We start from the raw sequence: 21,099 nt of genomic DNA on the forward strand, positions 1-21,099 counted from the left end.
TGCGTTATGAAGCATCCGCCTCTTTCTCGGCTTCTTCTTTTGCTTTCGCTTCATCTTCAGCTTTCTTCTTGGCTTCAGCTTCGGCTTTTTTAGCAGCATCAGCTTTTTTCTTTGCTTCTTCTTCGGCTTTCTTTGCGGCCTCAGCTTTTTGTTTTGCTTCAGCTTCAGCGTTTGCTTTTGCATCAGCATCACGCTTTGCATCGGCATCTTGTTCTGCCTGTTCAGCCTCTTCTTTGGCTTCTTCGGCTTTTTGTTTTGCTTCTTCAGCTTTCTTCTTCGCTTCCTCTTCTTTCTTCTTCTCTTCGAGTTTCTTCTTCTCAGAGAACGTTCCAGAGTCTTTGAAGTCGTCTGGTTTTACGCTAGACGGTTGAGAGAAGCGTGCCCCAGTGTTGAAGATTTCAGGATTGTCGGCGTACACGCGGTTGGCCGTCTGTGACCAGATACGTTGCGTCCGTTGATAATACTGACCTACTTCATAACTGTTTTGCATTTCACCGAATTGTGAGTCAAAACCAGACCACACGGCGAGCGTGACGTTCGGATTCGAGCCAACCAAATACGAGTCGCGGCGATCGTTCGTCGTACCAGATTTACCCATCCAATCGCCAGGGACGTTCAAGAGTGATCGAGCGTACGTCGCTGTTCCTGACGTATAGACATCACGGAGCATGTCGATGACAAGGTAAGACGTACGATCGGTATAGATGCGCGTCTTTTTCGGTTGTTTCTCAAAAATGGTTTCACCGTTATACTCGATGCGCTCGATAAAGTATGGTTCGACATGTTCCCCATAGTTCGCGAGCATCGCGTACGACGCTGCTAGGTTGACCGGACTGACTTCTCCGACACCTAATGCCATCGATGAAGCGTTTCGGTTCGCTTCCGATACTTCAATGCCCATATCGATGAGTTTTTGCGTATCGGCAGTCTTTTGGTTCCGTTCTTCGTAAATCTTAACAGCCGGAACGTTGAGGGAACGTTTCAGCGCTTCACGGGCAGTGACTGGACCGTTGTGTGTTCTACTCTCGTTCAATACTTCTTTTTTCGGTTGTCCTGGACCGGTGAATTTATAGAAATATTTTTCATCTAAAATGACGGTTTCAGGTGTGATCATCCCAGCTTCAATCGCATTCGCGTAAACCAAGATTGGTTTTGCTGTCGATCCGATTTGTCGCTCCATGCGCATAGCTCGGTTCACTTCGTCGGTTTTTCCGTTAATATAGCGGCCGCCGACGAAACCTAGGATGCGTCCTGTCTTATTTTCAATCATGATAGACGCTGTCTGTTCAGGTAACGTGCGGTCTTCTTCTTTGATGTATTGATTTTTATCAAAGTTATTGGCATTTTTAGCCGGTTGTTGCATCGCCTCGTGAACTTCTTTATCAAGCGTCATATGAATTTTGAATCCGCCCTGGCGCAACATATTGTGAGCTCGTTTGGCGTAAGTCGTTCTAATTTCATTTTGTTCTTTCGTTTTTAAATCTGCTAAGACGATGCCGTCTTGTTCGAGCAAGTAATTTGTGACGATCTGTCTAGCTTGAAGCTCTGCTTCTTGCACAACATACGGATAACGATCGCGCGGCTTCGATTGTGTCTTCATGAAGTCTTGCGTGATGTCGTAGTTGTACGCGGCGTCATAGTCTTCTTTTGTGATTTTGCCGGCGACGTACATCCGGTTGAGTACCGTCTTCATCCGATTGATGGCCGGTGACACGTCCTCTTTGATGACACCGCCTTGATAATACGGTGTATACAGGAACGGGTTTTTCGGAATCCCGGCGAGGAAAGCGGCTTGCGGCAACGTCAGCTTCTCGGCCGACGTGTTGAAGACGCCACGAGAGGCGGCCTCGATGCCTGAGATGTTGCGTCCCATCGAGTTACGTCCGAACGAGACGACGTTCAAGTAGGCGTTTAAAATCTCATCTTTGTCCATCGCTTTCTCTAAACGGAGGGCAAGCAGGATTTCTTTTGCTTTCCGTTCGAATGAGACCTCGTTCGTCAGCATTTGGTTTTTAATGAGCTGTTGGGTTAGTGTTGAACCACCTGTCCGCTCTTCCGAACCGGTCGCTTCTTGCAGGATGGCCCGAAGCGTCGCTTTCGGGACGACGCCGTCGTGTTCATAAAACTCGACGTCTTCGGTGGCGAGTAAGGCATCGACGACGAAAGGTGAAACTTTATCGACCGTGATCGGTACCCGAACTTCATCGGTCGTATAGTTCCCAATCCGTTCACCGCTTCCGAAGTAAATCTCGGACGTCGATGAGTACGTATTGATTTGTGACGTCATCGTTTTATAGGCTGGAGTCGGCATATCTTTAACGAGTGATGCGAAATATCCGGCCCCGATCCCGGCACCTAAGAAACCGATGAGGACGACAGAGATGATGGTGAGGAGCAAAACGTTCCACGACACATCATAAAATACATTGGCATAACGGCGGGCTTTCAACGACTTTGGTGTGTTCCATATGTCTCGAATCTTCTGCAGCATGACAGCCTCCTTAATATGGTGTAAAACTATTTTAGACAGTATTATATACGATTATAGCACAAGTCCTTGCCCACCTTATCGTGAATGAGCAGACTAATGCAAGTTTCAATCTTGCAGTTGACAACGAGGAAACGTAACTTATAAAATGAATAGCATAGTCAATAATAGTAGACGCGATGAAAAAAACGAAGTAGTCGGTTGACCGCTTGTCCAGAAAGCTAGTGGGTGCTGTGAACTAGCCAATGTCAACGATGAATTACACTTTTGGAGCGTGCCATTCGGCCGGGTTGGGACCGTTATCTCTCGTTTTAAGTGGCCACAGCTGTGGCAATTAGGGTGGTACCGCGGAATCTCCGTCCCTTCTCATTTGAGAAGGGGCGTTTTTTTATGTCAATTGAAGGAGTGGAAAACATGGAACTATTAAAAGATTTAGAATTTCGAGGGCTCGTCAACCAAATGACGGATGAGGCAGGATTGAAAGAGCAACTGAGCAAACCGACGACACTATACACAGGGTTCGACCCGACGGCGGACTCGCTCCATATCGGACACTTGCTACCGATCTTGACGTTGAAGCGTTTCCAAGAGGCGGGACACCACGTCATCGCGCTCGTCGGTGGCGCGACCGGGATGATTGGCGACCCGTCAGGACGGTCGGACGAACGCTCGCTCAACACGCTCGATACGGTCAAAGAGTTTTCGGACCGGATCAAAGATCAGTTGAGCCGCTTCCTCCCGCTCGAAGGGGAGAACCCGATCACGATCCGCAACAACTATGAATGGACAGAAGAGCTGTCGATCATCGATTTCTTACGTGACATCGGCAAGCATTTTCCGATCAGCTACATGCTCGCGAAAGACTCGGTCGATTCGCGCATGGAAAACGGGATTTCATACACGGAGTTCTCATACATGTTGCTCCAATCGTTTGATTTCTTGAAGTTGTACGAGACAGAGAATTGCCGTCTCCAAGTCGGCGGTAGCGATCAGTGGGGCAACATCACGGCCGGGCTTGAATTGATCCGTCGCTTCGGCCATTCGGAGAAGGCGTTCGGTCTGACTGTGCCGCTCGTCACGAAGTCGGACGGACAGAAGTTTGGGAAGACGGCCGGTGGTGCGGTATGGCTCGACGCGGACAAGACGACACCGTACGAGTTTTACCAGTTTTGGATCAACGTCGACGATGCCGACGTCATCAAGTTCATCAAGTACTTCACGTTCATGACACATGAAGAGATCGACGCGCTCGAAGCGGAAATGACGGCAGCACCTGAAAAACGTGCGGCACAGCGCCGTCTTGCCGAGGAAATGACGAAGCTCGTCCACGGTGAGGCGGGTCTTGACCAAGCGGAACGCATCACGACAGCGTTCTTCAGCGGCGATTTGAAGACACTCAAGCCCGAGGATATGGATGCCGCGTTCAAAGGGATGCCGCAGTTCGAACTCGACGGCGAACGCAATCTCGTCGATCTTCTCGTCGAGGCAAAAATCGCTCCATCAAAACGCCAAGCGCGCGAAGATGTCCAAAACGGGGCGATCTACTTGAACGGCGAACGCGAGCAAGCGCTCGACAAGCTCGTCACGCGTGAAGACACGCTCGGGGACTTCACAATCATCCGCCGAGGCAAAAAGAAATACTTCGTGATCCGTCACGTCTAACCGATCCATCCATGTCCGCAAAGTTTGCGGACATGGACTTTTTTTGTTGTGTCAAATCAGGTGTGGTCTGATACCATTTCAAATATAGAGAACGAGGAGGACGTCTAATGGATATCGAAGAGTTTTTTGGCGAACAGTTTCATCAGTGGCGGGAACGGTTCCGCTATTACGAGATGGCGATCACGGAGCTTGAGAGCGACCTTGGCATCATCGACCTCGATTGGCAGACCCGACTTGGCTATTCGCCGATCGAACACGTGAAGACGCGGATGAAGACGTTGCCGTCGATCATTCGGAAGATGAATCAAAAACAGCTCCCACTCGAAGTGGAAGCGTTATGGGACAATATTTATGACGTCGCCGGCGTACGGATCGTCACGAGTTTCCGCGATGACATCTACGCGATTCTCGATCACTTGAAAAAGCGGGACGACTTACAGATCGACGTCATCAAAGACTATATCGAACATCCAAAGCCGAGCGGTTACCGCAGTCTCCATCTGATTGTGCGGACGAAAGTGTACTTGGCGGAACGTGTCATCTGGGTGCCGGCCGAGATTCAAATTCGGACGCTCGCGATGGACTTTTGGGCGGCGACCGAACATAAGCTTCAATACAAGTATCAGCATCAAATCCCCGAGACGTCACGGCAAGAGCTCATCGAGGCGGCCCGAATGGCGGACGCGCTCGATACGCAGATGGGCCGGATTCGCGAACAGATCTTGATATAAAAAAATCCCCTTCTCGAGAGAAGGGGATAAAAGCATTAACGTGAGTAGTACTCAACGATGAGTTGCTCTTTGATTTGGTCGTTCAATTCAGCGCGCTCAGGAATACGTACGTACGTACCTTCGAGTTTCTCAGCGTCGAACGTGATGAATTCTTTTGTAGCTGGTGCTACTTCAAGAGCTTCAGCAATCGCTTTGAAAGTTTTCGATTTTTCGCGAACCGAGATGACTTGACCTGGTTTTACACGGTAAGACGCGATGTCTACGCGTGAACCGTCAACTTGGATGTGACCGTGGTTGACGAGTTGGCGTGCTCCACGACGTGTGCGAGCGAGGCCCATACGGTAAACGAGGTTGTCAAGGCGTGACTCGAGCAAGAACATGAAGTTCTCACCGTGGATACCTTGCATTTTCCCAGCATCGTTGAAGATGCGACGGAATTGCTTCTCGTTGATTCCGTACATGTGACGGAGTGCTTGCTTCGCTTGAAGCTGAAGACCGTATTCAGAGATTTTACGACGACCATTGCCGTGTTGGCCTGGTGCGTAAGGACGTTTTGCTAATTCTTTACCCGTTTCGCTAAGCGAGATGCCTAAGCGACGCGAGAGTTTCCAAGCTGGACCTGTGTAACGAGCCATGATTGGACTCCTCCTTGTTGTTCATGTATTTTGCACAAAAGAACAACGGTGTCAAAGACGGGTGACGCCCCTTTCTAGGTTCAAGCACCTTCACTTGATAGCGAAGCTACAAGATGCTCCTCCGACTCAGTCGAGGCCCGAAAGGTGGATACGTCTGTCTAGGACTGCTATCGTCATTTCATGCACAAAAATCAGTATACGATGGATCGGGCAGCTTGTCAATCAGATGAAGCGAAGTAATGTCTGGCAAAATTGCTCTAAGCCTTGGCGATCGACTTCTGAGAAGCGATCGAACTCGGGACTGTCGATATCGAGGACGCCGATCGTTTTGCCGTCACGGATGAGCGGGACGACGATTTCAGAGTTCGAGGCCGCATCGCAGGCGATATGGCCTGGGAATTGGTGGACGTCGGCGATCAACTGTGTCTCTTGTGTCGATGCGGCCGTGCCGCAGACGCCTTTGCCGAAGGCGATATGGACGCAAGCAGGAAGACCTTGGAACGGTCCGAGGATGAGGCTGTCGTCACCGTCAGTCAAATAGAAGCCGACCCAGTTGATGCGGTCAAGAAACTGGTTGAGCAGAGCGCTCGCGTTCGAAAGGTTAGCGACTTGGTTCGTCTCTCCTTCGAGCAGGGCAGCGAGTTGTTTGTTAAGTAAGTCATAGCCGGCGGCCAGGTCGCCAGAGTAAGTAGTAGTTTGGAACATTTGTTTCCCTCCTATATCAAGATGTATTTCAGATTAGCATCATGGTACACGCATTTTTTTATTTTGTCTCCCAAAAAGATTTTCGCGGAAAATAACATTCTCTCCCTAAACCGTTGGAAAACCTATGCAAAACATTGTTTCTATAATATGATTATTAATATCTATACTTATAAAATACTTCATTTTCTTCTTAAAGATACATAAGTCCACGAAAGCGGCTTGGAGGTTGTTACAGAGATGGATTACGGAATATACGGAATTTTAATTGGAATTATTGTCATCGCTCTAGGAGCAATGTTAGGTAGTATGCTAGCTAGACGAAGTTTTTACCAGAAAATTGATGATTTGGATATGCGAAAACAAGGCATCCTGAGTGCGAGTGTCCCGGCCGAGCTTCAAAAGTTCAAACAGTGGCCGATGGAAGGCGAAACGAAAGAAAAATTCGAACGCTGGCACCAGTCGTGGGATGAACTCGTCAGCGTCCACACGGGTCAAATCGATGAGGCGCTATATCGTTCAGAGGAAGACCTCGACAAATATCGTTTCCTTAAAGTCAAATCAGACTTGGCTGCGACCGAACAGTTGATCGAAGAACTCGAATCGATGGTTCACGCGATGCTCGATGAGATGGCAGAGTTTAACGACTATCATGCCTCCCTGCTAGATATCGTCAAAAAAGACGAGAAAGAACTGTATCAGTTCCGCAAGACGCTCATTTCTCAAAATAGCGCTTTTGGCCCGACATACGATCTCGTCGAAACCGAAATCGCTGTTGCGGAAGCGAAACGGACCGAGATGATGACCCTCAAGCAAGAAGGGCAAGTCTCAGAGGCGTTCATGGCCGGCCAAGTCCTGTCTGAAAAGGTGACGAAGATCCGTGAACTCGTTCAAGTGATTCCCCAGTTTGTCCGGACGGTTCAATTTGACTTAAAGCATCAACTGAATCAACTGCGTGCAGGTCATAAAGAAATGCAGATGGATGGCTACGCCCTCGAGACGCTCGGGTTAGTCGAAGAGATCGAGCAGGCAGAAGACCGCCGTCTTGCGCTCATGACTCGGATCGAACAGCTTGATTTTGAACACTTTGAAACGGACATGCAGCAACTCAGTTCGGATATCGATCAATTGTTCGAGGCGTTCAGCTCCGAGGTCGATGCAAGGCAGTACGTAAAAAAAGAGTTTGCTGGGGTCAAAGAACGCGAACGGCAGACGAACGAATTGATGACGCGCCTTCACCAAGAGATGTCGCGGCTTGTCAGCAACTATGAGATCAATGCCCGGGTCGGTGAGGAGTTCGAACAATTGGACCGGGAACGTGCGGTGCTCGCTGCGAACGTCCTCGATATCGAACAAGCACTCGTCGCTCAGGTGATTCCGTTCAGTCTGATCAAATCAAAAGTGCAAGATGCGAAACGGTCACTCGACCAGTTCGGTGCGATGCATGAACGGTTTATCGAAAATACGAACTCGCTTCGTAAAGAAGAGCTCGAAGTTCGGAATAAACTCGAGTCATGGAAGAAGGAATTGTCCGCTCACCGTCGCCTCTTGGCGAAGAGCGCGATGCCGGTCGTTCCGACTGATTTGACGAGTGACATGCGACAACTTCAAAAAGGGGTGCAGTCGCTAGATGAACAGTTCGAGAAGGCACCGTTCAACATGACGTATATCGTCGGCCTCAGTCACGATGTCGAGGAAACGATGGATAACTTCCGTGACCGCGTCAAAGCACTGCTCCGGCAAGTGACGTATGCGGAACAGTTGCTCCAGTATGCGAATCGGTACCGTCGTCGTGATAACGAGGTGCATGTCGCCTTGACGCTCGCTGAGAACAAGTTTTTACACGGCGAGTACGGTACGGCCGTCGAAATCGGTGAACGTGTGCTCGGGCGCTTCGACGAAGGAGCGGCTCGCGAGATCCGTCAACGTGTTGAAAAAGGTTTGGAACAACAAGATATGCTTCGAAAATAATCTATGCATGAAGATTGACGTAAACGGGAATTAACGTAGACGTCAATCTTTTTTGAATCGAGGAGGAATTTTGTGATGGGAACGCTTTGGGTAAACGGAAAGATCTATACGCTGAACAAAGAACATGAAATGGCACGGGCGATGTATGTCGAGCACGGACGCGTGTTGAAACTCGGGGAGGAAGGTCATCTTCGCCGTACATACGCGGGCCGGATCAAACAGATTGTGAACCTCGAAGGGAAGAGCGTGTATCCGGCGTTTACGGACTCGCACATTCACTTGATCGGATATGGCGAGGCGCTCGACCGCATCGACGCGACCGAGACGACGGATTTAAACGCCTTGCTCGAAGCGATGAAAGCGAAGTCGGGAGGGGACGACTGGATCGTCGCTGAAGGCTTTAACGATCGTCTGCTCGGACAGATGCCGACACGTGAGATGATCGATGCCGTCATTCCGGATCGCCCGGTCGTCTTGAAGCGCGTCTGTCGCCACGTCGCCGTCGTCAACTCGAAAGGCCTCGAGCGCTTAGGCCTCATTCATCACACCGTCATCGAAGGCGGGAAGCTCGGACGTGATGACGACGGGAAATTGAACGGCGTGTTGTACGATGCGGCGCTCGATCTGCTCCATAAAGAGCTCGGCGGAAATCGTGAGAAGAACGTCGCCTCGATCCGTCGGGCCGTCGACTCGTTGTTCGCCCATGGGATCGTCGGAGCCCACACGGAAGACTTGTTCTACCACGGAGACCCGCTCGAGACGATTCAAGCATATGAAGATGTGCTTCAAGAACTTCCGTTCCATGCCCATCTGCTCGTCCATGAACAAGTCGTTGATCAATTGCTGCAAAAAGATGCGCTCGCGAAGCGCCTACGCTTCGACTTCGGGGCGATGAAGATTTTCGTCGACGGTTCGTTCGGCGGTCGGACGGCGCTCTTGTCCGAGCCGTATGCTGATGAAGTCGGGCAGCGCGGGATCGAAGTCCACCGCCCGGACCACCTCGAGGCGCTCGTCAAAAAAGCGCGCTCATACGGGATGAACGTTGCGGCTCATGTCATCGGAGATGCGGCGGCTGAGCAGTTCATCACGCTGCTCGAGAAGTATCCGGCGAAACGAGGGACGCGCGACCGCATCATCCACGCTTCGCTATTGAACGATTCGCTGTTGAAGCGGATCAGTGCGTTGCCGGTCCTCATCGACGCACAACCGGTCTTTTTGTCGGATGATATGGATTTGTTGTTCGACCGCCTAGGCAACGAGCGGGTCGACGACGCGTATCGGTTCAAATCGATGCTCGATACGGGTGCGCTCGTACTCGGGGGTAGTGATGCCCCGATCTCTTCTGTCGACGTCAGAAAGGGGCTCTATGCCGCTGTGACACGACAATCGTTTGAAGCGTCGGGTGCACTGAATCCAACGGAACGTCTGTCGATGTACGAAGCGCTACGGAGTTTCACCTACTCACCGCGTGTCGCGACTGGGACACATGGCCGTGACGGCCTGTTGATTCAAAGCTATAATGCGACGTTCACCGTTTGGGAAGAGGATTTCTTTGACTTGAACGGACAAGATATTTTGAACAACCGACTTGTCATGACCGTCGTCGAAGGTTCGCCCGTCTACGAGGCGGACGTCATCAAAGCATGAGAAAAGGCTAGTCGTCCGCAATGGACGACTAGCCTTTGTCAGTTCAGAAGAAAGAGCGTTGCACTTTGTGCCAGAACGAGTTGGTTTTCAACTTGACCGTTTTGACGACCTTGTCCGACAATTCGATGTCGATCCGGTCTGTATACTTCAAACTAAGCGCTTCGTTATCCATACCGATAATCGGATAATCGTTTCCGTCTTCAACGATGCGGAGCGACAGCTTACGTGAATCGTGGACGATGAACGCTGAGCCGAGCGTGCGGTAACGGTTGTTGTTCACCGAAGCGATTTCACTCACTTGCATGCACGGGATGAGCGGGTCGACGACCGCGCCATTCAACGATTTATTGTAGGCGGTCGATCCGGTCGGTGTCGACACGACCATTCCATCCCCGCGGAACGTCTCGAAGTGGAGGTCGTCGATGTAGACTTCGATCGCGAGCGATTTGATGATACTCGATTTGATCGATGCCTCGTTCAAACAGAGGAGTGGCGACGATTCATTGATTGAAGCGGATAAGAGCGGATATTTCCGTACTTCGAGACCGGCTTCGATCCGGGCAGAGTTATCCGAGAATAAACGGTCGACTTCGTCGAGTTTATGTATATCGAAGTCGCAGTAAAATTCGTTGAGGCCGCGGCCGAAACCGACATAGATGGCGTCTTGACGGAACCCGGTGTAACGGACGGCCTGTAAAAACGCGCCATCTCCCCCGATGGCGACGATGATGTTGGCATCTTCCGGGCGGTCCATGATGTTGAAACCATGTTTCTCCCCGATCTCTCTTAATTTTTTTACCTCTTTCGTGAACTCGTTGACGTTACGATGGTGCAGATACACGTTGTTTCTCATCTAAATCATCCCCTTTGTCAATTGTGTCCTTCTCATTATAACTTGTTTTAGGCGTCCGATATAGGGAAAATGACAATCAGGCCGTCTGAAGCAGGATGCTTGTCTTCGTGACGGCACCATCGATATGATGAAGAAGTAAAATTCAGAACAAGGGGATGATTTGATGCCAACATTTAAAGGGAATACAGTCACATTGCAAGGGAATCCAGTGAAAGTGGGAGATGCTGCACCCGATTTCACCGCCCTCACGACTGCACTCGAAGAAGTGTCGCTCGCGTCTTACCCAGGGAAGAAATTGATTAGTGTCGTCCCATCGATCGATACAGGACTATGCGACACGCAAACTCGTGCGTTCAATGAAAACGCGGCATCGCTCGGTGGAACGGTATTGACCGTCTCGAACGATTTACCGTTCGCCCAGCGACGCTGGTGTGCGGCGTCAGGTCTCGATAACGTCATCATGTTGTCAGATCACCGCGACCAGTCGTTCGCGCATTCGTACGGCGTGCTCATGGAAGAGCTTCGTTTGCTAGCCCGGTCAGTCTTCGTGATCGACTCGGAAGGAACTATCCAATACGTTCAGTATATGGATGAGATGACAGACGAAGTCGATTTTGACGCGGCGCTTGAAGCGTTCGACGCGGCAAACTGATTCACTTGGCGAAACGTGGACGAATAGCTTACACTATATTGTAGTTAACCAACCGGCTCTCGAAACGAGAGCCGGTTTTGTATGGAGGAGATGAACGACTATGGAACGATTTGAACAGTTGTACCGAGATTGGAAGAAAGAAACGAAAAAATTGGTGGCCGACCTCGATTTATTGCCGCTCGAAGCTTTGATCGAAGTGTTTGAACGAGTCGACGTTGAATCGGAGAAACCGGATGACGTGCGCAAGGCAGTGAGTCTGCTTGTGCTTGAAGAGACGACAACGCTTCCGCCGAACCATCAACCGACACCGGACGCAGTCAGCTTATTCATCGGATATTTGGCGACGAAGCTCGTCAAAGACGGAGCGAACGTGCTTGAACTCGGAAGCGGCACCGGGACTCTCGTCCACGCCATTTTATCGCAAGTGAAAGACGCGACCGCACAAGCCGTCGAAGTCGATGAACTGATGCTTCGTTTGTCATATGCGATCAGCAATTTGCTCAAAAAGCCGGTTTCTTACTTCCATCAAGACGCACTTGCACCGCTGTTCGTCGAGCCGAGTGACCTCACACTCGTCGATTTGCCGATCGGTTATTATCCGAACGACGAAGTGGCGAGCGGTTATGAGTTGAAGCGAGAAGAAGGTCATTCCTATTCTCACTTCTTGATGATCGAGCAGGCGATGCGGCATACGTTGCCGGGAGGCCATGGTGTCTTCGTCATCCCGAACAATTTGTTTGAACAGGATGATGAAGGGAAATTAAAACAGTGGATGGACCGAGAAGCGGTCGTGAAAGGTGTCCTCCAACTGCCGACGACGATGTTCAAAGATGAACGGTATGCGAAGAGTATCCTCATCTTACAGAAGCAAGGAGAGGGCGTCACACGCCCGAAACAAGCGCTCCTCGTCGAGTTGCCATCGTTCACTGATGTGCGCGCTGTTGCCAATATTGTGAAACAGATTGATGAATGGTTTAAAACAACATAATATTTATTGGGCAAAAGACTTGAAAAACATATGCCATATCAAGTATCTTCATTATGATACAGTTATCGGTTTTAAAGAGAACAGATAAAGAAACGTGTTTAAATCGAAAGGTAAGAGGTGTATGACATGACAAAAATTATGGCAGTCAACGCAGGTAGTTCGTCACTGAAGTTCCAACTTCTCGAGATGCCATCTGAGAACATGCTCGCGCTTGGTCTCGTCGAGCGCGTTGGAAAAGACGATGCGATCTTTACTATTAAATACGGCGAAGGGCAAAAGTTCAACGTCGTCACACCGCTTCACACACATAAAGAAGCGGTCGAGCTTGCGCTCGAAAAATTGATTGACCTTGGAATCATGGCTTCGTTCGATGAAATTTCGGGTGTCGGGCACCGTGTTCTTCACGGGAAAGAACTTTACGCGGATTCAGTCGTGATCGACGAGGAAGTGATGAAGAACATCGAATCGTTCGTCGAACTCGGACCGCTTCACATCCCACCTAACTTGACTGGGATTCGTGCGTTCCAAACGATTTTGCCGAACGTGCCGCAAGTCGCCGTGTTTGATACGGCTTTCCACCAATCGATGCCGGAAGAAAACTTCCTGTACAGCCTCCCGTACGAGTACTACACGGAACACGGTGTACGGAAATATGGTTTCCACGGGACGAGCCACAAATATGTCACGCAACGTGCTTCTGAGCTACTCGGTCGTCCGCTCGAAGATTTGCGCTTGATCTCATGCCATCTCGGCAGTGGGGCGTCAATCGCGGCGGTTGCCGGCGGTCGTTCAATCGATACGACGATGGGCTTCACGCCACTTGAAGGAATCACGATGGGAACGCGCTCAGGATCACTCGATCCGGCCCTAATCCCGTTCCTTATGCAAAAAACGGGCAAGTCGGCTGAAGACGTATTGAACGTCATGAACAAAGAATCAGGCGTTTACGGTCTCTCGGGTATTTCAAGTGACTTACGTGACATCGAACAAGCTGCAGCAGAAGGTAACCACCGGGCTGAAGTGTCACTTAAAATCTTCTCGAACCGGATTCACGGTTACATCGGTCAGTACGCTGCTGAGATGAACGGCGTCGATGCCATCATCTTCACGGCGGGTGTCGGTGAAAACTCTGACGTCATTCGTGAGCGTATCCTGCGTGGGCTTGAATTCATGGGCGTCTACTGGGATCCATCACTCAACAACGGAGCGCGCGGCAAAGAGTTGTTCATCAACTATCCGCATTCGCCGGTCAAAGTCATCATCATTCCGACGAATGAAGAATTGGTCATCGCCCGCGATACAGTTCGGATCGCAAACCTTTTAGAAACACACGCTTAATCCACACAATTTAACCTCTCTAGTCGCGCTGTTCATCCGAACAGCGCGACTTTTTTTAGTTCTTTTGTCATAGTTCATCCGGGAAAATTATGTCTAAAGGATTATCCGGGAGACGCGCACTGTAATAAAAAGAGTCGGAAAACGATACGTTTGTAACGTTTGAGTCATATTGAAACCAATAATTGGAATTTAATATGACACAAAAGGTCGTATATCTGTAAAGTTGTCATCCGTCGTTAAAATAGTCCGTTTTTGTAACACTCCTGTAATTTTAGTGTCATTCAAATGAATTTTAGTTGTAAACGCACGTCCGGTTGTTTCGTCATATAGTTATCTGGACGAAACATTACTCGTCTTGACGCATCGTGTTTATGTTTGAACGTAACAATCACCAAGAACTGACAACTATGAAAAACGACAAAACAAACCGACTAGGAAAGGACGAACCTCATGTTTAAAAAAATTGGAACGGTCTTATTACTGACGGTCATGACATTCGCCATGCTTTTACCGCAACAACCAGTAGAGGCGTCTTCTAAAATTTATGTAAAAAGCCAAGTGAACGGATTGAACGTTCGCTCAGCGGCTACGATTAATGGTAAGGTACTTGGAAAAATCAATAAAGGACAACAACTCCAGCGCACTGGTACAAAAGGGGCTTGGATTCGCGTCAACTATAAAGGCAAGGCCGGTTGGATCGCAACCAAATACTTACGCACCGTTAAACCGGTTGCGAAAGCGAGCGTGAAATCGTATACGATGAACGCTTCTGCCTACACACCATACTGCAAAGGGTGTTCAGGTAAGACGGCACTCGGATGGAACGTTCGTACACAAAAACATAACGTCGTCGCTGTCGACCCGCGCGTCATCCCGCTCGGTTCTAAAGTACAAGTGTATGTCGGTGGTAAGTTGATGGGTACGTACACGGCGGCTGATACAGGCGGCTCTATCAAAGGACATAAGATCGACATTCTCATGTACTCGCAAAGTGCGGCCATCAACTTCGGTCGCAAGACGGTCACGGTCAAAGTCTTATAAGCCAATAAGAAAGAGTCATCGCAAACGCGATGACTCTTTTTTAATGAAATTATTGACGAACGATCAAGACGTCGCACTTCGAGTACCGGACGATGCTCTCGGATACGCTACCGATAAAGAAGCGTTCGACCGCATTCAAGCCGGTCGCTCCACAGATGATAAGGTCAATTTCGTGATTCGGTGCGATTTTTTTCGCAATCGTCACTTTAGGCGAACCGTATTCGATGACCGTTTCGACTTCTTTGACACCACGTTCTTTGGCCCGATTGACATAGTCGTCGAGCAGTTCTTTCGCATAAGTTTCTGCACGTTCGGTAATCGTCCGATCGTATGCTTCGACCGTTGCGAACGTCCGTGTATCGATCACGTGACCGATATACAGTTTTCCGTCGTTTCGAAGTGCGACGTCGATTGCTGTTTCGAATGCGCGTTCCGCCTCTTTCGAGCCGTCGACGGCAGAAAGGATATGTTTGTAGACAATTGCCATGTAAATCCCAACCTTTCGCTTGAAATGTACGTGCGGCTTACATATATAGTATACCACTTCACTCGAAATTCACGCCCGCTTCTTTTGAGAATGTGTGAAATTTTCACAACTTTCTTACGGAACAGGTCGAAGTTTGGAAATCAATAGATGGAACGGGTAAGATGATACAGAGGAGGGATGACGATGAAACACGTAGTCATCACGGCTGGTGCGAAAGGGATCGGCCGGGTTGTAACGGAACGACTGTTGGAGGAAGGCTGGTATGTCAGCGTGCTTCAACGAAAACCGATTGATTGGGAGCACGAACGGCTACATATGATCGAGACACCGTTGACGGACCGAGAAGCGGTGACGGCCGGTTATGACGAGGCGGTGAGCAAGTTCGGTAAGCCGGACGCTTTGATTTTGAACGCGGGTCCATATATTTTCGAACGAAAATGTCTCGTTGATTTGACGGACGAGGAGTGGGAGGAAGTGATCACCGGGAACTTGTCCGCCTCGTTTTGGCTGATGCGTCGGGCGATTCCGGATATGCGGGCGAAACAGTTCGGTCGTATCATCACGTACGGCTTCCCTGAGAGTGCGACGGCACCGGGCTGGTTGCACCGGTCCGCCTTTGCTGCCGCGAAGACCGGTCTCGTCAGTTTGACGAAGACGGTCGCGCTCGAGGAAGCGGTGCACGGTATCACGGCGAACATGATCAATCCGGGTAACATCGTCGGTGCGCAGAAAGAGATGCGGATCGAATCCGCTGAACCGGATAATCAAACACCGGTCGGTCGGCATGGGACCGGCGAAGACATCGCGCGAATGATCATGTTCTTGCTCGCGCGGGACTCGGACATGGTCACCGGGGCGGTCATCGATGTGACCGGAGGCGTCAACGTCGTCCACCAATATCGAAAGTAAGGAGTGCTTCATATGAAGTTGGCCATTTTGACGGACATTCACGGGAACGTCCAAGCGTTAGACGCGGTATTGAACGAGTTGGACGGTCAAGGGATCGATGACATCTGGAGTCTCGGCGATATGATCGCGATGGGACCAGATTCGAACGAAGTGATGGCGCGACTCCTCGACCGAGGTGTCAAGATGATCACGGGAAACCACGATGAAGCCGTCCTCTCACTGCTCGCGGGAACGGGACATCCCGAAAGTTATGCCCATACGCGGCCTCATCACGAATGGGTCGCGCGAACGTTGCGCCCTGACTACGCCGATGCGCTTATGAAATTGCCTCGTACAATCGAGCAAACGATAGGCAGGAAGCATATATACGGCATTCATTACCACATCCCGACTGAAAAGCGTGAGGCATCGATCGTCGACGAGCCGTTTCATGACATCGTCGAAGCGACGCTTCCGAACATGCAACGCTTATTTGGTGATTACGCGGCGGACGTCGTTTGTTTCGGCCACCATCACCCGGTCCACGCGTTTCAAGATGAGCGCAAACGGTATTTCAATCCAGGGGCGCTCGGCGTCGCCAAAGACGATTTGGCCCGCTACGGGGTGCTGCAGTGGGATGAGGCGGGACTGCGTGTCAGTGCTAAGACGATCCCGTACGATAAACCGTCTTTCATGAACAAGATGGAGCGTGACGAAGTGCCACAGCGCGAAGTGATGTGGCGCCTGTTCTATTGAAAAAGAGGTTGAAGACATATGCCTTCAACCTCAAGTTGTTGACGAACGAGGTCGCTAAAAGCAATCTCATTCGTCTTTTATCATGTCCGAAGACCTTGAGGCGCTCTGCCCGACATGAAATTGAAGAAATGCTATGTAACGGTCGTTCTCGTCCGCGGTAGAACGTGAAACGGCCGCCCGAGAGCGACCGTTTGCTTTGCTCGTCCGATGGTACTAAGGCTCAGGGATTGCCTGCGGAAAGCGTGGGCACCGGAAGGACGAGCGAATTTGATTGTGTTAGTCAACCTCTTTTAAATTTCTTGTAACGTCTTCGGGAAGCTCGTCAACAAGATTGGTCCGCTTTCGGTCATCACGATGTCATCCTCGATGCGGACGCCGCCGACACCAGGGAGATAAATGCCTGGCTCGACCGTGAACGTCATGCCGACCTGGGCCGTCATATCGTTGTTGGCTGCCATCGATGGGAACTCGTGGACCTCGATGCCGATACCGTGACCGACGCGATGGGTGAAGTATTCCCCGTATCCGGCCGTCGTGATGACTTGGCGGGCGGCGATATCGATCGAGCCGAGCGTCGTCCCGACGTTCGCCATCTCGATGGCGGCTTCTTCGGCCCGGAGCACGGTCTCGTAGATTTCCCGTTGTTTTGTGCTCGCCTCACCGTAGACGACGGTGCGGGTGATGTCTGAACAGTAGCCTTGCCAGACGACACCGAGATCGAATAAGGCGAAGTCACCTTTTTTGAGTCGGTTGTTGCCAGGAACACCATGCGGATCGGCGCTATTTTCACCGAACAAGACGAGTGTGTCAAATGACATTTCACGGACACCTTGCCGTTTCATGGCGTATTCGATCTCGGCGATGACTTCAAGTTCGGTCACCCCTTCACGCAACGCGCGGATGCCGGCTTCGATTGCCATGTCGGCAAGTTCGGCCGCGCGTTTCATGACCCGGATCTCATCTGTCGACTTGATCATTCGGAGCGCTTGTAATTCTTCCGTCAAATCAATGATCGACAGTCCGGCAAATCCGGCACGCAGTTGTTCGACGCGGTTATATGGTAAATGCTCGCCTTCAATCCCGATTCGTTCCGGAATGATTTGTTGGTCGAGAAACAGTTTGACGACTTTGTCCCACGGATTTTCGTGGTCCATGTACGTCACGATCTCACCGTTCCAGTCGCTCGCTTCGACGATTCCTTTTTCAAGGGCCGGACAGACGAGCGCCGTTGTCCCGTTCTTCAGTACTAGGATAGCGATCAAACGTTCATGGGCCTCGGCGTATACTCCTGAAAAATAGAAGACGGACGCTTTTGACGTGACAAACGCGGCGTCTAGCCCTTTCGTGGCCAAAGATTGTGCAATGTGGTTGGTTCGTTGATTCAACTCGATTCCCTTCCTTCTTGTTCAGTGGCTTTCTCGTTCATTATAGCGTTTTCCAAAATGGAAAGGAAATGTTGCATTTTCAGTAGTACAGTTTGAACAAGGTTCACTGATACAGTATACTGAGGATGACAGAAAATGTATTGAGGAAAGGGACTCGTGACATGACAACAAAACATGAACAGATCATAGCACATATCGAGTCGCTCGATGTCGGGTCTAAAATCTCCGTTCGCCAAATCGCCAAAGAACTTGCGGTATCAGAGGGGACGGCTTATCGGGCCATCAAAGAAGCGGAGAACTTGGGGTTCGTGTCAACGATCGAACGGGTCGGCACGATCCGCATCAAGCGCAAACATAAAGAGAACATTGAAAAACTGACATTTGCCGAAGTCGTCAACATCGTTGATGGTCAAGTGCTCGGCGGACGCGACGGCCTGCATAAAACGCTATCTAAGTTCGTCATCGGGGCGATGAAGCTCGAAGCGATGATGCGATATATCGACGTCGACTCGCTCGTCATCATCGGGAACCGGGAGAAAGCGCATGAACTCGTCTTGCAATCAGGCGGGGCCGTACTGATCACCGGTGGATTCGATACGACCGACGAAGTGAAACGGATGGCGGATAAGTACAACATGCCCGTCATCTCGACTTCCTATGACAGCTTTACCGTGGCGACGATGATCAACCGCGCCATCTATGACCGTTTGATCAAAAAGGAAATTCTGCTCGTCTCGGATATCGTCATTCCGTTACACGATACGTTTTATTTAAAAGTGGACGATACGGTCAAACGTTGGCACGAACTCAATGAACGGACGAAGCACAATCGTTACCCGGTCATCGACGACCAGATGAAAGTCGTCGGCGTCATCACCGCCAAAGATCTCATCGATCGGCCACACGATACAGAAATCGAAAAAGTGATGACGAAAAGCCCGATCACGGCCGGCGTTCAGACAAGTGTCACGAATGCGGCCCACCAGATGGTATGGGAAGGGATCGAGATGTTGCCGGTCGTCGACAACTACGGTCGCCTGCTCGGCATCATCAGCCGTCAAGACGTCCTAAAGGCGCTTCAGCTCGCGAACCGGCAACCACAAGTCGGTGAGACGTTTGATAATATGATCACCAATCAGTTGAAAGAGGATCCGACTTCGAACGGGACGGCGTTCACGGTCGAAGTGGCACCTCAAATGACGAGCCACATGGGGACGGCGTCGTCCGGAGTCTTGACGACGCTTCTAGTCGAAGGGGCGACCCGGAGTTTGCGGCATATGAAAAAAGGCGACCTTGTCGTCGAGAATATCACGGTCTACTTCATGAAACCGATTCAAATCGAGAGCCAAATCCGCGTCTCGGCGAACGTGTTCGACCTCGGACGAAAGTTCGGGAAAGTCGACGTCGAGATGACACAAGGGACACAACTCGTCGCCAAAGCGCTCGTCACAGCGCAACTGATCGACCGGTAAAGAAAAACGAGCTGATGATGTCATCAGCTCGTTTTACATATTAAGATTGGTTGATTGGTTCTTCAGACGCCTTCGGGAAAATCTTGCGATAGCGAATGATCCCGACGATTGCGTTGCCAAGCCCGAGGACGAGCATGACGATGCTGACAATCCAGCCGATGGTCGAATTGAGGCCGAGGCCGCCGAGCATCTGGTTGATGGCGAACAGCGCCAAAAACAAGCTGAGCCAGATGAGCGCTTGCGTGTTGAACAACGCTTTTCGGTACGGCGTCTTCGTCAAGAAGGCCCGACGTTTATAGACCAAATACGCACCGAGTGAGAACAAGATGAGTCCGATCATGATTAATTGACTCAAGTGAGAAACCCCTTTCAAACGTATAATCTGTTATCATCATACCATAGAATGGACATCAAGAAAGCGAGGAACGACCATGGCACATTGGCCTGAAGCAACAACGATATTGAAGTTAATCGAGGCGGCGGACACGATTATGATCCATCGACACGTCCGTCCCGATCCGGATGCGCTCGGAAGTCAACTCGGCTTAAAGCGGATCATCGAGCGGGCTTACCCGGATAAACACGTTTACGTCGTCGGCGGGATTGCCCGCGACCTCGAATTTTTAGGGAAGATGCAACACGTGGAGCCGGAGATGTATGACGAGGCGCTCGTCCTCGTGCTTGATACAGCGAACCACGAACGAATCGATGGACCATACGCCTTGAAAGGGAAGACTGTCGTCAAGATCGACCACCATCCTGACGAAGACGAGTATGCGACACATCAGATCGTCGATACGACGGTCAGTTCGACGTCGGAGATTGTGGCCGAGCTCGCTCGGATATGGGGCTTGGCTATCGATGAGCAGTCGGCGTTCTTACTTTTCGCGGGCATCGTCGGTGATACGGGACGCTTCCAGTTCCGGAACGCGACGCCGCACACGTTTGAGATCGCTGCTGACTTGATCAGTTACGGCATCGACACGAACCGCTTGTACCGCCAAATGTATAAGACGAACTTGGCGACACTCCAACTGCAAGGTTACGTCCTGCAAAACGTTCAAGTGACAGAGGCGGGCGTCGGATATGTCAAAATCGACGCCGACGTGCTCCGGACGTTTCATGCGACGCCAGAAGCGGCGTCGTTGCTCGTCAACAGCTTCTCTGGACTGGAGGGGTTGAAATGTTGGGTCATGTTCGTCGAGAACAAAGATGAGATTCGTGTCCGTATCCGCTCGAAAGGCCCGGTCATCAATGAAGTCGCCAAACGTTACCGTGGCGGCGGGCATCCGATGGCAGCCGGTGCGACAATTGACACGTGGGAAGAAATGGACGATGTGATTGCCGCACTAGAAGAAGTGGCCGCACCGTTCGAATTTGAAAATGAAGAGAGCTGACCGCGG

General features: G+C 50.7%; 19 protein-coding genes and 1 other annotated feature. Of the genes, 12 read left to right on the plus strand and 7 right to left on the minus strand.

Annotated elements, in window-relative coordinates; genetic code table 11:
• Nucleotides 1–4 precede the first annotated feature (4 nt).
• The gene (locus EVJ29_RS02220; protein ID WP_131490409.1) at nt 5–2,491 is read right to left on the minus strand and encodes a transglycosylase domain-containing protein; all 2,487 of its coding nucleotides are present in this window, start codon (nt 2,489–2,491) and stop codon (nt 5–7) included.
• A 167-nt stretch (nt 2,492–2,658) separates the two neighbouring features.
• Nucleotides 2,659–2,855, plus strand: a binding site (T-box leader).
• Between the two features lie 47 nt (nt 2,856–2,902).
• On the opposite strand from EVJ29_RS02220, the gene tyrS reads away from it, so the two are divergent.
• Both tyrS and EVJ29_RS02230 read left to right on the plus strand, forming a co-directional pair.
• A complete protein-coding gene (gene tyrS / locus EVJ29_RS02225) occupies nt 2,903–4,150 on the plus strand; it encodes a tyrosine--tRNA ligase (protein WP_070329484.1) in 1,248 nt (415 codons plus the stop codon).
• Nucleotides 4,151–4,257: 107 nt separating this feature from the next.
• A complete protein-coding gene (locus EVJ29_RS02230; RefSeq protein WP_070329485.1) occupies nt 4,258–4,881 on the plus strand; it encodes a GTP pyrophosphokinase in 624 nt (207 codons plus the stop codon).
• A gap of 35 nt (nt 4,882–4,916) precedes the next feature.
• Here EVJ29_RS02230 and rpsD read toward each other — a convergent pair whose 3' ends face one another.
• Nucleotides 4,917–5,516: a 30S ribosomal protein S4 gene (rpsD, locus tag EVJ29_RS02235; RefSeq protein ID WP_016508465.1), complete on the minus strand. Its 600-nt coding sequence runs from the start codon at nt 5,514–5,516 to the stop codon at nt 4,917–4,919.
• Between the two features lie 222 nt (nt 5,517–5,738).
• A complete protein-coding gene (locus EVJ29_RS02240) occupies nt 5,739–6,221 on the minus strand; it encodes a GAF domain-containing protein (protein WP_070329486.1) in 483 nt (160 codons plus the stop codon).
• A 237-nt stretch (nt 6,222–6,458) separates the two neighbouring features.
• Here EVJ29_RS02240 and ezrA point away from each other — a divergent pair, with 237 nt between their 5' ends.
• Nucleotides 6,459–8,189 carry a septation ring formation regulator EzrA gene (ezrA, locus tag EVJ29_RS02245; protein ID WP_131443037.1) on the plus strand — a complete coding sequence of 577 codons (1,731 nt, stop codon included), beginning with the start codon at nt 6,459–6,461 and terminating at the stop codon, nt 8,187–8,189.
• 75 nt (nt 8,190–8,264) lie between these two features.
• Nucleotides 8,265–9,836 carry an amidohydrolase gene (locus EVJ29_RS02250; protein ID WP_131490407.1) on the plus strand — a complete coding sequence of 524 codons (1,572 nt, stop codon included), beginning with the start codon at nt 8,265–8,267 and terminating at the stop codon, nt 9,834–9,836.
• 43 nt (nt 9,837–9,879) lie between these two features.
• Here EVJ29_RS02250 and EVJ29_RS02255 read toward each other — a convergent pair whose 3' ends face one another.
• Nucleotides 9,880–10,689 carry an NAD kinase gene (locus EVJ29_RS02255; RefSeq protein WP_071397834.1) on the minus strand — a complete coding sequence of 270 codons (810 nt, stop codon included), beginning with the start codon at nt 10,687–10,689 and terminating at the stop codon, nt 9,880–9,882.
• Nucleotides 10,690–10,852: 163 nt separating this feature from the next.
• Here EVJ29_RS02255 and tpx point away from each other — a divergent pair, with 163 nt between their 5' ends.
• The 4 genes from tpx (at nt 10,853) to EVJ29_RS15655 (ending at nt 14,708) form a co-directional block, all read left to right on the plus strand.
• Complete coding sequence (gene tpx / locus EVJ29_RS02260) at nt 10,853–11,341, plus strand: thiol peroxidase (RefSeq protein ID WP_071397833.1); 489 nt, start codon at nt 10,853–10,855, stop codon at nt 11,339–11,341.
• Between the two features lie 100 nt (nt 11,342–11,441).
• On the plus strand, nt 11,442–12,329 hold the full coding sequence (locus tag EVJ29_RS02265) for a class I SAM-dependent methyltransferase (RefSeq protein WP_071397832.1): 888 nt from the start codon (nt 11,442–11,444) through the stop codon (nt 12,327–12,329).
• Nucleotides 12,330–12,455: 126 nt separating this feature from the next.
• On the plus strand, nt 12,456–13,667 hold the full coding sequence (locus EVJ29_RS02270) for an acetate kinase (protein WP_070329492.1): 1,212 nt from the start codon (nt 12,456–12,458) through the stop codon (nt 13,665–13,667).
• A gap of 450 nt (nt 13,668–14,117) precedes the next feature.
• The gene (locus EVJ29_RS15655; protein ID WP_131463844.1) at nt 14,118–14,708 is read left to right on the plus strand and encodes a 3D domain-containing protein; all 591 of its coding nucleotides are present in this window, start codon (nt 14,118–14,120) and stop codon (nt 14,706–14,708) included.
• A 49-nt stretch (nt 14,709–14,757) separates the two neighbouring features.
• Here EVJ29_RS15655 and EVJ29_RS02280 read toward each other — a convergent pair whose 3' ends face one another.
• The gene (locus EVJ29_RS02280; RefSeq protein ID WP_016508455.1) at nt 14,758–15,195 is read right to left on the minus strand and encodes a universal stress protein; all 438 of its coding nucleotides are present in this window, start codon (nt 15,193–15,195) and stop codon (nt 14,758–14,760) included.
• A 183-nt stretch (nt 15,196–15,378) separates the two neighbouring features.
• Here EVJ29_RS02280 and EVJ29_RS02285 point away from each other — a divergent pair, with 183 nt between their 5' ends.
• Both EVJ29_RS02285 and EVJ29_RS02290 read left to right on the plus strand, forming a co-directional pair.
• The gene (locus tag EVJ29_RS02285; protein WP_070329494.1) at nt 15,379–16,104 is read left to right on the plus strand and encodes an SDR family oxidoreductase; all 726 of its coding nucleotides are present in this window, start codon (nt 15,379–15,381) and stop codon (nt 16,102–16,104) included.
• Nucleotides 16,105–16,116: 12 nt separating this feature from the next.
• Nucleotides 16,117–16,839, plus strand: a complete 723-nt coding sequence (locus tag EVJ29_RS02290; RefSeq protein ID WP_131490406.1) for a metallophosphoesterase family protein — start codon at nt 16,117–16,119, stop codon at nt 16,837–16,839.
• A 290-nt stretch (nt 16,840–17,129) separates the two neighbouring features.
• On the opposite strand, the gene EVJ29_RS02295 is transcribed toward EVJ29_RS02290, so the two are convergent.
• On the minus strand, nt 17,130–18,224 hold the full coding sequence (locus tag EVJ29_RS02295) for a M24 family metallopeptidase (RefSeq protein WP_071397827.1): 1,095 nt from the start codon (nt 18,222–18,224) through the stop codon (nt 17,130–17,132).
• Between the two features lie 161 nt (nt 18,225–18,385).
• On the opposite strand from EVJ29_RS02295, the gene EVJ29_RS02300 reads away from it, so the two are divergent.
• Nucleotides 18,386–19,696, plus strand: a complete 1,311-nt coding sequence (locus EVJ29_RS02300; protein ID WP_070329497.1) for a DRTGG domain-containing protein — start codon at nt 18,386–18,388, stop codon at nt 19,694–19,696.
• A 40-nt stretch (nt 19,697–19,736) separates the two neighbouring features.
• Here the strand turns inward: EVJ29_RS02300 and EVJ29_RS02305 are convergent, their stop codons facing one another.
• Nucleotides 19,737–20,051 carry a YtpI family protein gene (locus EVJ29_RS02305; protein ID WP_236633359.1) on the minus strand — a complete coding sequence of 105 codons (315 nt, stop codon included), beginning with the start codon at nt 20,049–20,051 and terminating at the stop codon, nt 19,737–19,739.
• A gap of 76 nt (nt 20,052–20,127) precedes the next feature.
• On the opposite strand from EVJ29_RS02305, the gene EVJ29_RS02310 reads away from it, so the two are divergent.
• Nucleotides 20,128–21,093, plus strand: coding sequence for a DHH family phosphoesterase (locus tag EVJ29_RS02310; RefSeq protein ID WP_070326931.1), 966 nt, complete (start codon nt 20,128–20,130; stop codon nt 21,091–21,093).
• Nucleotides 21,094–21,099: the final 6 nt, after the last annotated feature.

The organism is Exiguobacterium sp. SH4S7, from assembly GCF_004336795.1.
In the GTDB taxonomy this organism is placed as follows: domain Bacteria; phylum Bacillota; class Bacilli; order Exiguobacteriales; family Exiguobacteriaceae; genus Exiguobacterium; species Exiguobacterium aurantiacum_A.

Coding starts and splice junctions, on each gene's coding strand:
- EVJ29_RS02270 (WP_070329492.1), top strand. CDS start 12,456: ATGACAAAAATTATGGCAGTCAACGCAGGTAGTTCGTCACTGAAGTTC.
- ezrA (WP_131443037.1), top strand. CDS start 6,459: ATGGATTACGGAATATACGGAATTTTAATTGGAATTATTGTCATCGCT.
- tyrS (WP_070329484.1), top strand. CDS start 2,903: ATGGAACTATTAAAAGATTTAGAATTTCGAGGGCTCGTCAACCAAATG.
- EVJ29_RS02220 (WP_131490409.1), bottom strand. CDS start 2,491: ATGCTGCAGAAGATTCGAGACATATGGAACACACCAAAGTCGTTGAAA.
- EVJ29_RS02250 (WP_131490407.1), top strand. CDS start 8,265: ATGGGAACGCTTTGGGTAAACGGAAAGATCTATACGCTGAACAAAGAA.
- rpsD (WP_016508465.1), bottom strand. CDS start 5,516: ATGGCTCGTTACACAGGTCCAGCTTGGAAACTCTCGCGTCGCTTAGGC.
- EVJ29_RS02240 (WP_070329486.1), bottom strand. CDS start 6,221: ATGTTCCAAACTACTACTTACTCTGGCGACCTGGCCGCCGGCTATGAC.
- EVJ29_RS02290 (WP_131490406.1), top strand. CDS start 16,117: ATGAAGTTGGCCATTTTGACGGACATTCACGGGAACGTCCAAGCGTTA.
- EVJ29_RS02265 (WP_071397832.1), top strand. CDS start 11,442: ATGGAACGATTTGAACAGTTGTACCGAGATTGGAAGAAAGAAACGAAA.
- EVJ29_RS02300 (WP_070329497.1), top strand. CDS start 18,386: ATGACAACAAAACATGAACAGATCATAGCACATATCGAGTCGCTCGAT.
- EVJ29_RS02230 (WP_070329485.1), top strand. CDS start 4,258: ATGGATATCGAAGAGTTTTTTGGCGAACAGTTTCATCAGTGGCGGGAA.
- EVJ29_RS02280 (WP_016508455.1), bottom strand. CDS start 15,195: ATGGCAATTGTCTACAAACATATCCTTTCTGCCGTCGACGGCTCGAAA.
- EVJ29_RS15655 (WP_131463844.1), top strand. CDS start 14,118: ATGTTTAAAAAAATTGGAACGGTCTTATTACTGACGGTCATGACATTC.
- EVJ29_RS02285 (WP_070329494.1), top strand. CDS start 15,379: ATGAAACACGTAGTCATCACGGCTGGTGCGAAAGGGATCGGCCGGGTT.
- tpx (WP_071397833.1), top strand. CDS start 10,853: ATGCCAACATTTAAAGGGAATACAGTCACATTGCAAGGGAATCCAGTG.
- EVJ29_RS02310 (WP_070326931.1), top strand. CDS start 20,128: ATGGCACATTGGCCTGAAGCAACAACGATATTGAAGTTAATCGAGGCG.
- EVJ29_RS02255 (WP_071397834.1), bottom strand. CDS start 10,689: ATGAGAAACAACGTGTATCTGCACCATCGTAACGTCAACGAGTTCACG.